Source organism: Pantoea sp. X-Soil-TKNS-1207 (genome assembly GCF_059730485.1).
In genome coordinates this window covers 1,540,967-1,555,646 of sequence record NZ_AP035958.1, presented here as the reverse complement: position 1 = coordinate 1,555,646, position 14,680 = coordinate 1,540,967, and the positions used below count along the sequence as shown (strand labels likewise).

The window sequence follows — 14,680 nt, the reverse complement described above, 5'->3', positions numbered from 1 at the left end:
GGCGGGGTTTTTACTGGCGGCAACTTAGTTGCTGGTGGCCGCGGGTTGTTTATTGCTGTCATCGCTTTTGGCCGCAGGCGCATCGGCTTTGGCTTTTTCCGCTGCGGCCGCATCGGCTTTCGCTTTGGCTTCCGCAGCTTTCTGCGCGGTGGCTTTTTCGGCCTTCGCTTTATCCTCAGCGGCTTTATCGGCTTTCACCTTATCTTCCGCCGCTTTGGCGTCTGCTGCTTTCTGCGCGGCGGCTTTGTCTGCCGCTGCTTTATCGGCAGCCGCTTTATCTGCCGCCGCCTGATCGGCTTTCACTTTATCGTCGTCAGCCGTGGTCGCAGCGGCGGGTTGCGGCTGCGCAGGCTGAGCGGCCGGTTCCGGCGCTGCGGGTTGCAACGGCGTGCCTTGCAGGGCAGCGTTCAGCACGCTGGCGAACTGATCCCAGCTGCAGTAGCCGTTAGCATCGGCATCACAGCCAGCCAGCTGGAGAGTGACGCGTTTGGGCGGGTTTTTCAGGCTTAGCACATCTGCATTACGCAGCTGATCGCTGGTCTGATAAACATATTCCACCTTCAGCAGATCTTTGTTGTTCTTCGCATCGTGCCAGCGTTCGAACACCACCTGACCACCGATAGGCGTCTTCTCGTCATTGCCTGGCAGCTCATACGGCTTCACCTGCAACGCGCTCAGCAGCGAAGCGATGTTGGAGTCATGACCCACCATCAGCGTCACTTTCGGCGCGTTAGCTTTGTCCTGATCGACCAGCTGGCTGCGGATGTAATCCACCAGCGGTGCTGCCACTTCGCGCGCCACTTCTGGCGTGCTGAACAATGCATCCTGATAACCGTTTTTAATCGCGGCCAGTTCTTTCCACTGCTCAGGCGTTTTGATCTGGCCCCAGGCAACCTGGTCCAGCGGGAAACCTTCATAATATTGCAGCGTGAAGGCATCAATCAGCGAGTTGCCCACCTTCAGCGGGCCGTTGACGTTTGGCTCCTGGCCGTTGTCAGCGGTAAAGGTGTTCTGGCCGCTGCTCAGATCACACTGCTTTTTGCCGTTGCAGGCTGGCGCGTTCCTGTAATCAACGATCTTTTCCAGATGCTGGAAGGCGGGTTTCAGGGCCAGCTTTTCGTTAGCGGCCGTCATGGCTGCCAGCGCTTTTTTGTTGAAATCGTCGCTGCCGTCGGTCACCACCGGATTAAATACCGGATCCATGGTGCCCATCGCGTCCTGGTGGGTGACGGCAATGTCGCAGCCCGGGAAGGCGCCATTTATGAAGAACTGGGCGGTAGCAACGGTACGTTGCAGACTGTTGGCGTAAACAAAGACGTTGCTGCTGTCCGGGCAAGTGCCGTTCTCAACCAGGCCCTGCTGTGCCAGCCACTGACGGGTGTAATTCCCCATGTAGACTTCCAGCACGCCGCCTTTGGTGGTGAGCTGTCCACCGGGTACATCCCACTGCGGCCAGCTTTTCTTCGTTGATTGCTCCAGAACGCTGCCGTTATTCGCCAGCGGCGCGCGCAGATTGTGACGGCTAAGCATCAGCACCTGTTGCAGCTGCATATCCCCTTCCGCAGCCTGCGCCGCCATGCCCATTGGTAATGCAGCGATGACTGACAACGCGCAAAGACTCAGTTTCTTGATCATTGTGCCTATTCCATAATTCATCAGTGAAACACTCTGGCATTCAAACGATTAGCTCGGCCACAGAGCGAATTGCTCCACAGTGTAACTCAGCTTGCCTGGGAAAATCGCCAGATGTTTGCAAAAACCGTGAATGGACTATAGCAGACCTGGGCGCTGCCGTCGGGTGCAGGCAGCAGATTGAAAAGCAACGGGATGTTTTTCGGAATCTCGGAAGCGGAAAAGCAAAAAGCCCGCATCGCTGCGGGCTTCTTAAATTTGGCGGAGGAAGAGAGATTCGAACTCTCGGATGGTTTCCCATCGGCGGTTTTCAAGACCGCTGCCTTAAGCCGCTCGGCCATCCCTCCGTGAACTACATATATCTCGACGCTAAAAGCGTTAAGTGGCGGAGGAGGAGAGATTCGAACTCTCGGATGGTTTCCCATCGGCGGTTTTCAAGACCGCTGCCTTAAGCCGCTCGGCCACCCCTCCGCAATGACGCGCACTATAAACATCCCCCTGAAAGATGTAAAGCCTGTAGCGATTCATTCGCCTGAAAAACAGTCAAAAACTATTTATTCGGCGTCATATTCGCCATTCCGCTCAGGGAAACAGCAATTTATCGCGTAAAGAAGGGTAAAACGCCTTTTATGTCCCACCCCCGCTGCGTATTCTTGCCGCAGTTTAGTGTTCTTTCTATTTAAGGAGCGCATGTATGGATAGAATTATTTCGACGTCACAGCGACAGTCGCTGATTAGCACCCATAAGGTGCTGCGTAATACTTACTTCTTACTTGGCCTGACCCTGGCGTTTTCCGCCGTCACCGCCACCCTCAGCACCGTCTTCGCCCTGCCTGCGCCGGGTCTGATCCTGATGCTGGTCGGCTTTTATGGTTTGATGTTCCTGACCTACCGCCTGGCGAACAGCCCGACAGGGATTCTGGCGGCGTTTGCTTTTACCGGATTCCTTGGTTACTGCCTTGGCCCGATTCTGAACTCCTTCCTCTCGGCAGGCATGGGGGATGTGATTGGCATGGCATTGGGCGGTACCGCGCTGGTGTTCTTCTGCTGCTCGGCCTACGTGCTGACCACGCGCCGCGATATGTCATTCCTTGGCGGCATGATGATGGCGGGTTTTGTGGTACTGCTGGTGGCGGTGGTCGCTAACCTGTTCCTGCACCTGCCAGCGCTGCACCTGGCGATTAGCGCGCTGTTTATCCTGTTCTCAGCCGGTGCCATCCTGTGGGAAACCAGTAATATCATCCACGGCGGTGAAACCAACTACATCCGCGCTACCGTGAGCCTGTATGTGTCGCTGTACAATATCTTTGTCAGCCTGCTGAGCCTGCTGGGCTTCGCCCGCAGCAATTAACCTCAACCAGGTTATCTCCCAAACCCCGCTCTGGCGGGGTTTTGCTTTTTCTGGCTGCGCCGACCTACAATACCCGCAAACTGAACCTGAGGAGTCACCGTGATTTTTGCCGGTAAAGAGATCGCCACCGATGCGGAAGGCTATCTGAAAAACAGCGCCGACTGGAGTGAGCCGCTGGCGGAAGCCATTGCCGCCACCGAAGCCATCACCCTGAGCGAGGCGCACTGGGAAGTGGTCAATTTTGTACGCACGTTTTATCTGGAATTTAATACCTCACCGGCGATTCGTATGCTGGTGAAAGCGATGGCGCAGAAGTATGGCGAGGAGAAAGGCAACAGCCGTTATCTGTTCCGCCTGTTCCCGGAAGGCCCGGCTAAGCAGGCAACGAAAATTGCCGGATTGCCGAAACCGGCGAAATGTCTCTAATCAGCCCGTGGTAAAACGACCGGGCGCTTCAGCCGGTTGATGCGGTTCCACCAGCACTTTTTCCACGCGCGCACTGCGCGGCCCGCCTGCTTTTAACCAATCGATCAAGGCTGTGACCTGTGGCTCTTCGCCCCAGGCCAGCACTTCCACGCTGCCATCGTTCAGATTGCGCGCATATCCTTTCACATCCAGCTGTCGGGCCTGCATTTGGGTGCTGTAACGAAATCCCACGCCCTGCACCCTTCCGTGCACCCAGATTTTGAAGCAGGTTGTGGCCATGGTGCTCTCCCGTCACTGTTCATTGCATTTTGCTGCCATCCACCGGAAAATGGCGCCTCATTTTTTCAGGTAAGCATAGCAAACTATGACCGTTCGATTGATTCTCGCTAAGGGACGTGAAAAATCCCTGCTCCGCCGCCACCCCTGGGTCTTTTCTGGTGCTGTTGCCCGTATGGAAGGCAAAGCCCAGTCCGGGGAAACCATTGATGTATGCGACAGCAATGGCAAATGGCTGGGTCGTGCCGCTTATTCACCGCAATCACAAATTCGGGCGCGCGTCTGGAGCTGGCAACAGGATGAGTCAATCGACATTGCCTTCTTTGTTCGCCGTCTCACTCAGGCGCAGCAGTGGCGTGCCTGGCTGGCGCAGCGCGATGGGCTGGATAGCTATCGCCTGATCGCCGGTGAATCCGATGGTATGCCCGGCGTCACCATTGATCGCTTCGGCAATTTCCTTGTGCTGCAACTGCTGTCGGCCGGTGCGGAGTATCAGCGCCCGGCGATTATCGCCGCCCTGCAACAGTGCTTTCCGGAATGCGCGATTTACGATCGTTCCGACGTTGCCGTACGTAAGAAAGAGGGGCTGGAGCTGGCACAAGGCCCCGTCAGTGGCGAACTGCCGCCGCCGCTGTTACCGATCACCGAGCATGGCATGAAATTGCTGGTGGATATTCAGGGCGGCCATAAAACCGGTTATTACCTCGATCAGCGTGACAGCCGTTTCGCCACCCGTCGCTATGCCGACAACGCGCGCGTACTGAACTGCTTCTCCTATACCGGCGGCTTTGCTGTCTCGGCGCTGATGGGCGGCTGCCGTGAAGTGATCAGCGTCGATACCTCGCAGGATGCGCTCGATGTGGCGAAACAGAACGTGGAACTTAACGGCCTGGACGTATCGCGGGCGCAATTCCAGCGTGATGACGTGTTTAAACTGCTGCGTCGCTACCGCGACAGCGGCGAGAAGTTTGACCTGATCATCATGGACCCGCCGAAATTTGTTGAGAACAAAAACCAGCTGGCCGGTGCCTGCCGTGGCTATAAAGATATCAATATGCTGGCGATCCAGTTGCTGAATCCAGGCGGCATCCTGATGACTTTCTCCTGCTCCGGGCTGATGGCGACCGATCTGTTTCAGAAGATCATCGCGGACGCCGCCGTAGATGCCGGTCGTGATGTACAATTTATTGAGCAGTTCCGTCAGGCAGCCGACCATCCGGTGATTGCCAGCTACCCTGAAGGGCTTTATCTGAAAGGTTTTGCCTGCCGCGTGCTGTGACTTGAAAAAACTGTCCCTGCCTCCATATCTGATGCAGGGCAGTATTTTGGGAGGTCACTATGATTGCCAGTAAATTTGGAATTGGACAGCAGGTCCGTCACCGTCTCTCCGGGGTGCTCGGCGTGATTGTTGATGTCGATCCGGAGTATTCGCTCGATGAGCCTAAGCTGGAAGAAGTGGGGGCTACTGAGACGCTGCGCGCAGCGCCCTGGTATCATGTGGTGATGGAAGATGATGAGGGCGAGCAGGTCCACACTTACGTTGCCGAAATTCAACTGGCCGGTGAGACGTCCTTTGAACATCCCGAACAACCTTCGATGGATGAGCTGGCGGCTTCAATCCGCCAGCAGCTACAGGCTCCCCGCCTGCGGCATTGATTAAAAAACGGCGACCTGAGGTCGCCGTTTGTTTTAGTGCACCGGCTGAGACAGCCCCAGCCTTGGGATCTCAATCTTCGGGCAGCGATCCATCACCACCGTCATGCCTGCATCCTGCGCCAGCACCGCCGCCTGTTCATTAATCACGCCCAGCTGCAACCACAACGTCTTCGCGCCAATGGCAATCGCTTCCTGCGCCACGCCCCACGCCGCTTCCGCATTACGGAACACATCCACCATATCCACGCTGCCCGGAATATCCGCCAGCGTGGCGTAGGCAGTCTGCCCCAGCAACTGCTGCCCGGCGAGTTTCGGACTAACCGGCACCACCTCGTATCCCTGATCGAGCAAAAACTTCATCACACCATAACTGGGGCGATCAGGCCGATCGCTGGCACCCACCAGCGCAATGCGTTTGGTATGGGTCAAAACATCACGAATTGTTTGATCGTTCATGCATCTCTCCTTTTTCACTCGCCTGAGTGTAGATGGCATCAGGCCGCCTGGCGCAATGGAAAACTTTGCGCGGCAGCACGAATAAATATGTTAAAATGTAAATTAACTGCCATAATGTAATAATTTGCTACACATCACTGGTTTGCGCCCTACTTTCTGGAGTTGAAATGAAGCTGTTTTACGCTGTTACGGGTTTACTGATGTTGCTCGTTTCAGCATCCTGCCACGCCATTAGTCTGAAACTCGATCCGGATATCGATCTTCTGGTGCTGGATGGGCGCAAAATTTCCGGCTCGCTGCTTAAAGGCGCGGACAGTCTCGAACTGGATCGCGGCCAGCATCAGTTTCTGTTTCGCGTGGAAAAATTCCCGGACTCAGCGCCTCACAACGGCCCGCATTATCAGTCGGTGCCGATGATCGTCACTTTTACCGCCAGCGCCAAAACCGTCACCATTCGCCTGCCCGCGCTGGATAACCGGCGTGAGCGCAACACCTTTGATCAGACCCTCAATTTCCAGCTGGTTGATGAACAGGGCAAGGAGATCGCCAGCGTTCGCGACCATTTGCCTGTGCCAGAGAGCGGCGATCTTGAGCAGGCCATGCTGAATTATAACCGTAATGGTCTGGCCGCCTCCGTGCCGCGATTCGCGGTGCAGGCCGCCAGCGTACCGGACGCCCAGATCGATGCCGACTTCGCCTGGCAGGAAGTCAGTGACCTGCCCTCGCTGCAACGCTGGTTTCAGCGTTTTGATGCCGCCACCCGCCTGCGTTTTCTTAGCTGGATGAAAACCTTACGCGCAAGTTGATAGGAATGAAACGCCAGGGGTAAACTCGTGCATTAACTAACAATGCCCGAGAAGAATCAGGAAGCCCTATGGAGCAGACCGTTCGTACCCTAAAGATGCAAAAACATATCGCCCTTGTCGCCCACGATCACTGCAAAGCCTCGTTGCTGGACTGGGTACAGAAGAACCAACCCGCGCTCGCCTCCCATGTACTCTACGCCACCGGCACCACCGGTAATCTGATCAACCGTCATACCGGTCTGGATGTGAACGCCATGCTGAGCGGCCCGCTGGGCGGCGATCAGCAGGTCGGTGCGCTGATTTCGGAAGGCAAAATTGACGTGCTGTTTTTCTTCTGGGACCCGCTGAACGCGGTTCCGCATGACCCGGACGTTAAGGCGCTGCTGCGTCTGGCAACGGTGTGGAATATCCCGGTGGCCACCAACCGCTCCACCGCAGATTTCCTGATTCAGTCGCCGCTGTTTGCAAGAGAAGTCGAGATTCAGATCCCGGATTATCCGCGTTATCTGGCGGAACGTCTGAAATCGTGATGTCTCAGGCCTTCCGGCTCTGCGCTACGCCGAGGTCGCGGAAGTGATCGACGAACACGGAAGGCCGATCCTTATCGAATAACAGCCATACCTGCTGACGCGCCCGCGTCAGCGCCACATAGGCCAGTCGACGTTCTTCGGCATCCGGGAAGTCTTCCGGCTGCGGCAACAATCCCTGCTCCATAATCGATTCACGCGCCGCAGCGGGAAAACCATCCCGCCCCTCATGCAGACCGAGAATAATGACAAAATCCGCCTGCTGCCCTTTACTGGCGTGAATGGTCATAAAATCCAGCCGCAACTTTGGCCAGCGGGTTTTGGCTTTATCCAGTAACGCTGGTCGCAAATGGTGGTAACGCGCCAGCAGCAACACGCGCTCATCCGGCTTCACATAGCCACTCAGCTTATCGAGCAACGGCTCCAGCTGCTCCTGCGGCAGCAGAGTCACCGATTTCTTATTCCCTTTGGTCAGACTATTCAGCGGCTTACGCAGCTGATGCGGGTTTTGCTGAACAAAGCGATTGGCAATCTCACCGATGCGATCGTTAAAACGATAGGTGGTATCGAGTACGCAGCGGTCGCCTTCACCGAAATAGTGATGGAAGGCGGTGGTCAGGCTCATCTCCGCGCCGCTGAAGCGATAAATGGCCTGCCAGTCGTCGCCGACGGCAAACAGCGCAGTCCGTTTGTTTTGCTGACGTAGCGCAGTCAGCAGCGCCGCACGCTGCGGTGAAATGTCCTGAAACTCATCCACCAGAATATGCTTCCACGGACTGATAAAACGTCCTTTTTCCAGGATGGCGATCGCCTGATGGATCAGGCCGGAGAAATCCACCGCCCCTTCCTCTTTCAGCGCGGTTTTCCATGCTTTCAGAATCGGCGCCATCAACTTAACGCGTTTACTAAACTGATCGCGCTGATCTTCCGGTACATCGGCAATCATCGCCGCCTGGGCTCCGCCGTGCATCCGCATCAGTCCCAGCCAGCGTTCCAGCCGCGAGGCCAGGCGCTGCGCCAGTTTGTCATCCTGCCAGAATGGCCCTTCGGCAACCTCCCACTCCAGCTCCTCCTGCAACCATTGACGCCAGCCGCTGGCCTGCGCTTTTTTGCTGTTGCACTGTTCGCGCCAGGTATCAATCAACAGCTGCCGACGCGCTTTGCTATCGCTCTCCAGTTTGCTGATGGCGGGCTGTTTATTGCTGCCTTCGCGAATAATATGCAGCGCCAGCGCATGGAAGGTACGCGCCTGAATCGCGCTCTCACCGAGCCGCTGCTGGATGCGTTCGTTCATCTCTTCCGCCGCCTGACGACCAAACGCCAGCAGCAAAATCTGTTCCGGCTGCGCCAGTTTGCGCTTCAGCAACCAGCCGGCACGCGCCACCAGCACCGAGGTTTTGCCACTACCCGCACCTGCCAGCACCAGTAGCGCATCCTCACCGTTGACCACCGCTTCACACTGCGAGGGATTAAGCGGCGTGGTTTCCACCGTGGAGAAAAATTCCTGATATTCCGCCAGGATTTTTGTCGTCCATGTGCGATTGCGCTGGCGAATGGCGGCGTCACCCTGTTCCAGCCATTGCTGGCAGAATTGCCACAGTTCACGACAATTATCGAACTGTTCGAGGCGGGATGTGGGGAGCGGCAAGGCGGAAAACTGACGGGTGATGTTCTCTTTCACCGCGCTCAGCTCGCTGCGTTTGAGCCAGCGATCCTGTTGGGTAAAGGCGAAGATTTCCTGCTGCAACGCGGTTAACACCTCAGCGCACACCACGCTCATCTCCTGGCTCCACTGCTGCCAGGCCTGTTGCAGATAATGAAAAAAGCGCTGCGTCTCCTGCCATTCCGTGCCGTGCAGCCGCACCACTTTTTCTTCCGGCAGCAAAAATTCCAGCTCGCCCCATACCAGGCCGCGTTTACAGGCAATATCCAATAACTGGTTGAAGGGAATGAGATATTCGTGGCGATCGCCGCTAACTTCCACCCCTGCCGCCAGCAGGCGCACGCGATTATAGGGGTGCTGTGCCAGACGTTTACCCATTGATGTTGCTTTCAGTTCCATGTCCGCACCGTCTTCAGGAATAGATTATCGCGCAGTTTACCTGCCAGACCCTTGGCGCTCCAGCCTTAAAACAGGCTAAACTTGGCGGCACATATTGCGGATTGCAAAAGGAAAATCGTGTTATGCGCACCGTGCTCAACATTCTCAACTTTGTATTGGGCGGCTTTTTTACCACCCTCAGCTGGCTACTGGCGACGCTGGTCAGCATCGTACTTATTTTCACGCTGCCGTTAACGCGCTCCTGCTGGGAAATTACTAAACTCTCTCTGCTGCCGTTTGGCAATGAAGCGGTGCATGTGGACGTGCTGCGCCCGGATAGCAAAAGCCCGGTTCTGAACGCTGGCGGCACTTTCCTCAACCTGTTCTGGCTGGTGTTTTTCGGCTGGTGGCTGTGTCTGATGCATATTTCTGCCGGAATTGTGCAGTGCCTCACCATCATCGGCATACCGGTTGGCATCGCCAATTTCAAAATTGCCGCCATTGCCCTGTGGCCGGTCGGCCGCCGTGTGGTTTCGGTGGAAGAAGCGCAGGCCGCGCGGGAAGCGAATGCCCGCCGCCGTTACTGAGGCTAAGCCATGATGCATGAGGCTTTGCCGGGCTGGCGGCGTTATCTGTTCAACAGCAGCCTGCGCTATTTACTGCGCATCTTTTTCGCACTGGCAGGCTGTGCCGCCGTGCCCTGGTGGCTACAGAAAATTGAGTGGACCATTCCGCTGACGCTGGGGGTGGTTGCCGCAGCGCTGGCCGATCTCGACGATCGCTGGACCGGACGCCTGCGGAATCTGCTGATTACGCTGATTTGTTTCTGTATCGCCTCGGTGTCCGTCGAGTTGCTGTTCCCGCATCCCTGGGCATTTATCGCCGGTCTGGCCCTCTCAACCTGGGGATTTATTCTGCTGGGCGCACTGGGGCAACGCTACGCTACCATTGCCTTCGGCGCCCTGCTGATTGCGGTCTACACCATGTTGGGCAGCGGTCTGTTCCTGCAATGGTGGATGCAGCCGTCGCTGCTGTTGATTGGCGCTTTGTGGTACAACCTGCTGACCTTAATCGGCCACCTGATATTTCCGGTGCGCCCGGTGCAGGAGCAGCTGGCGGCCAGTTTTTCGCAACTGGCGCGTTACCTTGATGCCAAAGCCAGCCTGTTCGATCCCGATGGCGGCGAGCAGGATGACGCCGCGCTGATTGCCACCGCCATGGTCAACAGCCAGCTGGTGGCCCAGCTTAACCTCACAAAAAGCACCATCCAGAGCCGTCTGCGCGGCGACCGGGGTTCGCGCAGTACGCGGCGCAGCCTGCATTACTATTTTGTCGCGCAGGATATCCATGAGCGCGCCAGTTCGTCACATCTGCAATATCATCAATTACGCGATGACTGGCGTTACAACGAAGTGCTGTTCCGTTTCCAGCGTTTATTGAACATGCAGGCACACGCCTGTCGTCAGCTGGCAGAGACAATATTATTACGTCAGCCTTGGCATCATGATCCCCACTTTGAACGCGTGTTTGAGCGGCTGGAAACGGCGCTGACCCGCCTGCAACAAAGTGCGCCGGAGGAAGCCAATATCCGCGCGCTGTTCTGGCTGCTGCGCAATTTGCGCGCCATGGATGCCCAGCTGGCATCCATTGAATCCGAACAGATGCTGGCGCAACCCGCCGCCTCCAGTGACGACAATCTTTCCAGCGAAGGGCTGAGCGGTTGGGCTGATATTCGTCTGCGCATCAGCCGTCATCTCACGCCTTCCTCGGCGTTATTCCGTCATGCGGTGCGCATGTCGCTGGTGTTGTGCGTTGGCTATGGATTTATTCAGATCACTGGTGTGCATCGCGGATACTGGATTCTGCTCACCAGCCTGTTTGTATGTCAGCCGAACTATAACGCCACCCGGCGGCGTCTGGCGCTGCGTATCGGCGGTACGCTGGCGGGGATTGCCATCGGCCTGCCGGTGCTGTGGCTGGTGCCTTCAATCGAAGGGCAACTGATTCTGATTGTGCTTAGCGGGGTGCTGTTTTTCGCCTTCCGGCAGATCCAGTACGCCCAGGCAACGCTGTTCATTACCCTGCTGGTGTTGCTGTGCTTCAATCTGCTCGGTGAAGGCTTTGAAGTGGCGCTGCCGCGCGTGGTCGATACCTTGCTGGGCTGCGGTCTGGCGTGGCTGGCCGTCGCCTTTGTCTGGCCGGACTGGCGTTTCCGTCAGTTGCCAACCGTAGCCGATCGCACGCTGAATGCTAACTGCCGCTATCTTGATGCGATTATGGAGCAATATCACCAGGGCAAGGATAATCGGCTGGCGTACCGTGTGGCGCGACGTGATGCCCATAATGCGGATGCTGAACTGGCTTCGGTCGTTTCCAATATGAGCAGCGAAGTTCACTACCAGCAGCCATTACGGGAGAACGCGTTCAGGCTGTTGTGCCTTAATCACTCTTTTCTCAGTTATATCTCAGCATTGGGCGCCCATCGCGTCAGGCTGGATGACACCGCGCTACTGGCCCTGCTCGATGATGCGGTGTGCTTCGTTGAAGACGTATTGCAGATTGAGCGTGTCAGCGATAGCCAGGCGACACACATGCAGCAGGCGCTGATGCAGCGCCTGTCGGAAATGAAAACCAGCCCGGAAACGCAGGCGCCGCTGGTGTTGCAGCAGTTGGGGTTATTGATCTCACTGCTGCCGGAAATTGCACGTCTACGCCGTATCCTTGCGACAGGCTAAAACCCATCAACGCTCTGCTGCTGGTCAGCGGAGCGTTTTTTGATACCACGCGCAGAGTTCAGCTCTGACCTCCCTCGGCAGCGCCGCCTCATGATGCCCCGAAATTGCGCCCTGCAGTGCCAGCAATGTTTTCAGGCCGATGTGTTTATTCACCAGGCGCAGTTTCAGCCAGCTCTGCTTCGCGCCAATTTCACACAAATGCTTTACCGAGCAGATACCCGCCTTATGCAGCAGCATTTCCATGCGCATACTCAGATTGGGCAAGTCTTTGAGACGCAATGAGATATATTTTGTCTTCAGCTCATCGCGCGCCGTGCGTAATGCGCTGGCCGACAGTAGGATTAACTGTTCCGGCTCCTGCCAGAGTTGCATATCGACTTTGAAGTAACTCAGGGTAACCGGGATGCCGCGCTTGTGGTAAATCAGCGGCTCCATGGGACAAAGCGCCGCATAATCAGCGACAGCTTCACAGGCGCGCAGGTAAAGCGCATCTTCATTAATTAACGCAAAAACCACCTTCTCCACCGCCAGTGTGTAACCACCAAACTGCGTGCGGGATTCGATTTTACCTAGCGCTGACAGCTGCAATTTTGTTTGCTCAACAACCGGGTGATACTTTTTCATCCTGACACCTTCCTGAAGTCCTTTTACCAGAAACATCCTAATAAATATCCATGTATTCATCAGGTTAGAAGATATGAAAAACGATCTGGCTGTTCAATGAATAAATGCTGTGCGGCGAAAAAATGTGCAGAATTTGCGAGGTGTTTTCAGAAATTGAGGTTGATCTTTATCCAGGAAGCCATTACTGTATATTCATACAGTTCATTACTGAGTGATTAAATTATGCGTACTCAATTCTCTGGCACCGCTGACCGTTCTCATCGTTTTGCGACTTCAGATGTAGCGCAACCTTCTTTAGGTGGCATTACTGAGCTGCATTACAGCGAACAACCTGGCATGATGCAGCTTATGCTGCTGCCGGTATTGAAGCAGTTGAGCCTGCAATCACGCTGGCAGCTGTGGTTAACTCCCGCGCACAAGCTGAATCGTCACTGGATGCAGCAGTCAGGATTGCCGCTGGAAAAGAGTATGCATATCACGGAGAGCGAGCGTTACAGCACGGTGGAAAGTATGGTCAAAGCGCTGCGCACTGGTAATTACAGTGTGGTTCTGGCGTGGATTCCTTACGAACTGAACGATGAAGAGCGCTGGGAACTGAAACAGGCTGCGATCGAAGGTGATGCGCTGGGTCTGGTGATGCGTCCACAAGGACAGGATGGGGTTTTGTCCAGACAACGATTAGCGTCAAAAATTCCCTCAGATTTGTTTCATTAAGTAAAATTAGGATTTTTCTTGCACCTCGTTTCTCAGAAGTTGACGCTAAGCCACTGATTCTTGTCCAGCCAGCTTAGACAATGGCTTAGCCACTTTTTTCATTTCTGATCGCGAAGATTATGCCATGTCAATTGTTAAAATGTGTGTATAAACCCCTGTTTTTTTATCGCCTGGCCTCACATCATACTTGTAACTTTCCAATCTCGTTGTAGACTTTACCTCGCCAGGGTGCTCAATAACCTCCGTTTTTTCGGTAGAGTCATAAGCGAGCATTTTGACCCGGCGAAGGATTAAACCAAGAGCAAACTATTTTTGCTCATTGCCTATTTGGATGATAACGAGGCGCAAAATGAAAAAGACAGCTATCGCAATTGCAGTGGCACTGGCTGGCTTCGCTACCGTAGCGCAGGCCGCTCCTAAAGATAACACCTGGTATACCGGTGCTAAGCTGGGTTGGTCTCAGTACCACGATAAAGGTTACTACGGTAACGATTATGAGAACAACAATGGTCCGACTCATCAGGATCAGCTTGGCGCAGGCGCTTTCCTGGGCTACCAGGCTAACCCGTACCTGGGCTTCGAGCTGGGCTACGACTGGCTGGGCCGTATGCCTTACAAAGGCACCGTAACTAACGGCGCATTCAAAGCACAAGGCGTTCAGCTGGCTGCTAAACTGAGCTACCCGATTACTGACGATCTGGACGTGTACACCCGTCTGGGCGGCATGGTATGGCGTGCTGATTCCACTCAGACTAACCCGACCACCGGCCGTATCAGCGACCACGACACCGGCGTTTCTCCGCTGGCTGCTGTTGGTGTTGAATATGCACTGACCAAAAACTGGGCAACTCGCCTGGACTATCAGTGGGTTAACAACATCGGCGACGCAGGCACCGTTGGCGCGCGCCCTGACAACAGCATGCTGAGCGTCGGCGTTTCTTACCGTTTCGGTCAGGATGAAGCTGCTGCACCAGTTGTTGCTCCAGCTCCGGCACCGGCTCCGGTTGTTGAAACCAAGCGTTTCACCCTGAAGTCTGACGTCCTGTTCAACTTCAACAAAGCGACCCTGAAGCCAGAAGGCCAGCAGGCTCTGGATCAGCTGTACAGCCAGCTGAGCTCAATGGATCCGAAAGACGGTTCTGCTGTAGTCCTGGGCTTCACCGACCGTATCGGTTCAGAGCAGTACAACCAGAAACTGTCTGAGAAACGTGCTCAGTCTGTTGTCGACTACCTGGTATCTAAAGGTATCCCGGCTAACAAAATCTCCGCACGTGGCATGGGCAAATCTAACCCGGTTACTGGCAACACCTGTGACAGCGTGAAAGGCCGCAATGCCCTGATCGACTGCCTGGCGCCGGACCGTCGCGTTGAAATCGACGTGAAAGGTGTTAAAGACGTGGTAACTCAGCCGCAGGCTTAAGTTTTCACGCAGTAAA

The 14,680-nt window shown here is 55.4% G+C and carries 15 protein-coding genes and 2 tRNA genes; 10 read left to right on the top strand and 7 right to left on the bottom strand.

Going from position 1 to position 14,680, the window contains the following annotated elements; genetic code table 11:
* Positions 1–24: 24 nt before the first annotated feature.
* The 3 genes from agp to AC6I8V_RS07115 form a co-directional block, all read right to left on the bottom strand.
* Positions 25–1,635, bottom strand: coding sequence for a bifunctional glucose-1-phosphatase/inositol phosphatase (gene agp / locus AC6I8V_RS07125; protein ID WP_497845186.1), 1,611 nt, complete (start codon positions 1,633–1,635; stop codon positions 25–27).
* Between the two features lie 256 nt (positions 1,636–1,891).
* Positions 1,892–1,979 (bottom strand) — tRNA-Ser (locus AC6I8V_RS07120).
* 36 nt (positions 1,980–2,015) lie between these two features.
* Positions 2,016–2,103: transfer RNA gene (locus AC6I8V_RS07115), tRNA-Ser, on the bottom strand.
* Positions 2,104–2,326: 223 nt separating this feature from the next.
* Between AC6I8V_RS07115 and yccA the strand changes: the two genes are divergently transcribed.
* Both yccA and tusE read left to right on the top strand, forming a co-directional pair.
* Positions 2,327–2,983, top strand: a complete 657-nt coding sequence (gene yccA / locus AC6I8V_RS07110) for an FtsH protease modulator YccA (protein ID WP_497845185.1) — start codon at positions 2,327–2,329, stop codon at positions 2,981–2,983.
* Between the two features lie 99 nt (positions 2,984–3,082).
* Positions 3,083–3,409, top strand: coding sequence for a sulfurtransferase TusE (gene tusE / locus AC6I8V_RS07105; RefSeq protein WP_497845184.1), 327 nt, complete (start codon positions 3,083–3,085; stop codon positions 3,407–3,409).
* Here tusE and yccX read toward each other — a convergent pair whose 3' ends face one another.
* A complete protein-coding gene (gene yccX / locus AC6I8V_RS07100; protein ID WP_497845183.1) occupies positions 3,410–3,688 on the bottom strand; it encodes an acylphosphatase in 279 nt (92 codons plus the stop codon).
* 85 nt (positions 3,689–3,773) lie between these two features.
* Between yccX and rlmI the strand changes: the two genes are divergently transcribed.
* Positions 3,774–4,964, top strand: a complete 1,191-nt coding sequence (gene rlmI / locus AC6I8V_RS07095; RefSeq protein WP_497845182.1) for a 23S rRNA (cytosine(1962)-C(5))-methyltransferase RlmI — start codon at positions 3,774–3,776, stop codon at positions 4,962–4,964.
* A gap of 59 nt (positions 4,965–5,023) precedes the next feature.
* The gene (gene hspQ / locus AC6I8V_RS07090) at positions 5,024–5,341 is read left to right on the top strand and encodes a heat shock protein HspQ (protein WP_497845181.1); all 318 of its coding nucleotides are present in this window, start codon (positions 5,024–5,026) and stop codon (positions 5,339–5,341) included.
* 33 nt (positions 5,342–5,374) lie between these two features.
* On the opposite strand, the gene AC6I8V_RS07085 is transcribed toward hspQ, so the two are convergent.
* Positions 5,375–5,797, bottom strand: coding sequence for a CoA-binding protein (locus AC6I8V_RS07085; protein ID WP_497845180.1), 423 nt, complete (start codon positions 5,795–5,797; stop codon positions 5,375–5,377).
* A gap of 167 nt (positions 5,798–5,964) precedes the next feature.
* On the opposite strand from AC6I8V_RS07085, the gene AC6I8V_RS07080 reads away from it, so the two are divergent.
* Positions 5,965–6,603: a YccT family protein gene (locus AC6I8V_RS07080; RefSeq protein ID WP_497845179.1), complete on the top strand. Its 639-nt coding sequence runs from the start codon at positions 5,965–5,967 to the stop codon at positions 6,601–6,603.
* Positions 6,604–6,671: 68 nt separating this feature from the next.
* Positions 6,672–7,133, top strand: a complete 462-nt coding sequence (locus AC6I8V_RS07075) for a methylglyoxal synthase (RefSeq protein ID WP_497845178.1) — start codon at positions 6,672–6,674, stop codon at positions 7,131–7,133.
* Positions 7,134–7,137: 4 nt separating this feature from the next.
* Here AC6I8V_RS07075 and helD read toward each other — a convergent pair whose 3' ends face one another.
* Positions 7,138–9,192: a DNA helicase IV gene (helD, locus tag AC6I8V_RS07070; protein WP_497845177.1), complete on the bottom strand. Its 2,055-nt coding sequence runs from the start codon at positions 9,190–9,192 to the stop codon at positions 7,138–7,140.
* Positions 9,193–9,314: 122 nt separating this feature from the next.
* Here helD and AC6I8V_RS07065 point away from each other — a divergent pair, with 122 nt between their 5' ends.
* Positions 9,315–9,758, top strand: coding sequence for a YccF domain-containing protein (locus AC6I8V_RS07065; protein ID WP_497845176.1), 444 nt, complete (start codon positions 9,315–9,317; stop codon positions 9,756–9,758).
* A 9-nt stretch (positions 9,759–9,767) separates the two neighbouring features.
* On the top strand, positions 9,768–11,906 hold the full coding sequence (gene yccS / locus AC6I8V_RS07060) for a YccS family putative transporter (protein WP_497845175.1): 2,139 nt from the start codon (positions 9,768–9,770) through the stop codon (positions 11,904–11,906).
* A 24-nt stretch (positions 11,907–11,930) separates the two neighbouring features.
* Here yccS and AC6I8V_RS07055 read toward each other — a convergent pair whose 3' ends face one another.
* Complete coding sequence (locus AC6I8V_RS07055; protein WP_497845782.1) at positions 11,931–12,530, bottom strand: TfoX/Sxy family DNA transformation protein; 600 nt, start codon at positions 12,528–12,530, stop codon at positions 11,931–11,933.
* Between the two features lie 222 nt (positions 12,531–12,752).
* Between AC6I8V_RS07055 and sulA the strand changes: the two genes are divergently transcribed.
* Both sulA and ompA read left to right on the top strand, forming a co-directional pair.
* Positions 12,753–13,244 (top strand): SOS-induced cell division inhibitor SulA, encoded by a 492-nt coding sequence (sulA, locus tag AC6I8V_RS07050; protein WP_497845174.1) that lies wholly within the window; start codon positions 12,753–12,755, stop codon positions 13,242–13,244.
* A 349-nt stretch (positions 13,245–13,593) separates the two neighbouring features.
* Complete coding sequence (ompA, locus tag AC6I8V_RS07045) at positions 13,594–14,664, top strand: porin OmpA (protein WP_497845173.1); 1,071 nt, start codon at positions 13,594–13,596, stop codon at positions 14,662–14,664.
* The last annotated feature ends 16 nt before the right edge of the window (positions 14,665–14,680 follow it).

Coding starts and splice junctions, on each gene's coding strand:
- agp (WP_497845186.1), bottom strand. CDS start 1,635: ATGATCAAGAAACTGAGTCTTTGCGCGTTGTCAGTCATCGCTGCATTA.
- yccA (WP_497845185.1), top strand. CDS start 2,327: ATGGATAGAATTATTTCGACGTCACAGCGACAGTCGCTGATTAGCACC.
- yccX (WP_497845183.1), bottom strand. CDS start 3,688: ATGGCCACAACCTGCTTCAAAATCTGGGTGCACGGAAGGGTGCAGGGC.
- rlmI (WP_497845182.1), top strand. CDS start 3,774: ATGACCGTTCGATTGATTCTCGCTAAGGGACGTGAAAAATCCCTGCTC.
- hspQ (WP_497845181.1), top strand. CDS start 5,024: ATGATTGCCAGTAAATTTGGAATTGGACAGCAGGTCCGTCACCGTCTC.
- AC6I8V_RS07085 (WP_497845180.1), bottom strand. CDS start 5,797: ATGAACGATCAAACAATTCGTGATGTTTTGACCCATACCAAACGCATT.
- AC6I8V_RS07080 (WP_497845179.1), top strand. CDS start 5,965: ATGAAGCTGTTTTACGCTGTTACGGGTTTACTGATGTTGCTCGTTTCA.
- AC6I8V_RS07075 (WP_497845178.1), top strand. CDS start 6,672: ATGGAGCAGACCGTTCGTACCCTAAAGATGCAAAAACATATCGCCCTT.
- helD (WP_497845177.1), bottom strand. CDS start 9,192: ATGGAACTGAAAGCAACATCAATGGGTAAACGTCTGGCACAGCACCCC.
- AC6I8V_RS07065 (WP_497845176.1), top strand. CDS start 9,315: ATGCGCACCGTGCTCAACATTCTCAACTTTGTATTGGGCGGCTTTTTT.
- yccS (WP_497845175.1), top strand. CDS start 9,768: ATGATGCATGAGGCTTTGCCGGGCTGGCGGCGTTATCTGTTCAACAGC.
- AC6I8V_RS07055 (WP_497845782.1), bottom strand. CDS start 12,530: ATGAAAAAGTATCACCCGGTTGTTGAGCAAACAAAATTGCAGCTGTCA.
- sulA (WP_497845174.1), top strand. CDS start 12,753: ATGCGTACTCAATTCTCTGGCACCGCTGACCGTTCTCATCGTTTTGCG.
- ompA (WP_497845173.1), top strand. CDS start 13,594: ATGAAAAAGACAGCTATCGCAATTGCAGTGGCACTGGCTGGCTTCGCT.